This window comes from Bradyrhizobium sp. UFLA05-108 (genome assembly GCF_059803455.1).
This window is the reverse complement of record NZ_JBANAZ010000188.1, coordinates 1-1,454: the sequence shown is the minus strand read 5'-3', so window position 1 is coordinate 1,454 and position 1,454 is coordinate 1. Positions and strand designations below refer to the sequence as shown.

The following is a 1,454-nucleotide window of genomic DNA, read 5'->3' as shown; positions in this document are numbered from 1 at the left end:
GTGGCCACTCGCTCAGCGAAATCTCGAAGCGCGCCATCCAGCGCAACACGGTAAACAGATAAGCGTCAGCGACGCTGAAATACGTTCCCAATAGGTAAGTTTGTTGTGCCAACGCTTGCGCGAGATAACCCAATCGCCGTCTCAACTTGTCGCGCAGCAACGCCTTGGCATCTTCGGGCAGGGCATCATTGAACAAGGGGGCGGCACCGGCATGGATCTCGCTGGTGATGAAATTAAGCCATTCCTGCAGCCTTACCCGCTCAAAGGCCGTCGGTGGCGGTGCCAGCCGGCTCTCTGGGCGCTGGTCGGCGAGGTATTGAACGATGGCGGGGCCTTCGGTGATCACGTTGCAGTCGTCCAGCTGCAGGGCGGCGACGTAACCTTTTGGGTTGATGCGATAGAAATCCTCACCGTCGGCGCAGCGCTTGCTGCGATTGTTTACCCTGACCAGGGTGAAAGGGATCGCTAATTCCCGCAGGACGATATGTGGGGCCAGCGAGCAGGCATCGGGAGCAAAATACAGCTTCATGCTATTTCCTTGTGGGTCAATGAGAGCGCTTGCCACAGCATGCCGACGCGGATGCCGGCGGGAAAATGGAAATTTCAGAAAGCCGCTATTAGCTCAGCGACTGGCCAGGGTTTGCTCCTGTTCGCGCAGATAATTCAGCAGGGTTTGGACGGGCGGTAGGGCCGCCGCCTCGGATGAGCAGGCCAGGCCGAAACGACGATAAACCGGCGCAACGAGCGGCAGAGCGCAAACTCCGAGCGCATCGGGCGGGATCACCGACGCGGGCATCAGCGCAACGCCCGTGCCTTCTCTGACCAGCGTCAACGCCGTTTGCCAATCGCTGACGGTGGCGCGGATATCGGCCAGCGCCAGGCCCGACTGCTGCGCTAAACTTTGCGCATTCACATCACATCCGCCGGTCGCCAGGATGAAAGGCAGCCGGAACAGGGCATCCAGCGCCACCGGCCGCCGCGCTCGCGCCAGCGGGTGCGCGCTGGGCACGACCGCTAACCAGGTGTCTTCCCCCAAAGGGAAACACAGCCGCTCCGGTGCCGGATTGAGCACCACGCCGATGTCTGCCGTTGCCGATGTTAACCAGCTCTCCACTTCGTGGTCGGTGCCCTCGAGCGTAATCAGCTCAATGTCGGGATACAGACGGCGAAACTTGCGCAGCAGCGGCGGCAACAGCGTGCTAAATGCCGACGGGAAACTGGCCAGGCGTATTTTGCCCGCGTGCGCGTTACCGGCTTGCTGCGCGCATTGTTGAATGGCCCGCAGTCCTTCCAACATCGTGCGGGCATGGGCGACGATCTGCAGGCCGCTTTGGGTCAGGACGACATTGCGTGGCGGGCGCACCAAAAGCCGGGTGCTCAGCCTCTGCTCCAGTTGAGCGATGGCCTGCCTGGCGGCACACTGCGTCATGCCGCAGAGCGCCGCAGCCTGCGTG

At 61.9% G+C, this 1,454-nt stretch carries 2 protein-coding genes; both read right to left on the bottom strand.

What is annotated here, in order from left to right; genetic code table 11:
* Nucleotides 1-529, bottom strand: a 529-nt coding sequence (gstA, locus tag SO140_RS45850) for a glutathione transferase GstA (RefSeq protein WP_498544186.1), incomplete at its 3' end; no start/stop codon positions are given.
* A gap of 93 nt (nucleotides 530-622) precedes the next feature.
* A partial coding sequence (locus SO140_RS45845; protein ID WP_498544185.1) for a LysR family transcriptional regulator occupies nucleotides 623-1,454 on the bottom strand: 832 nt, incomplete at its 5' end.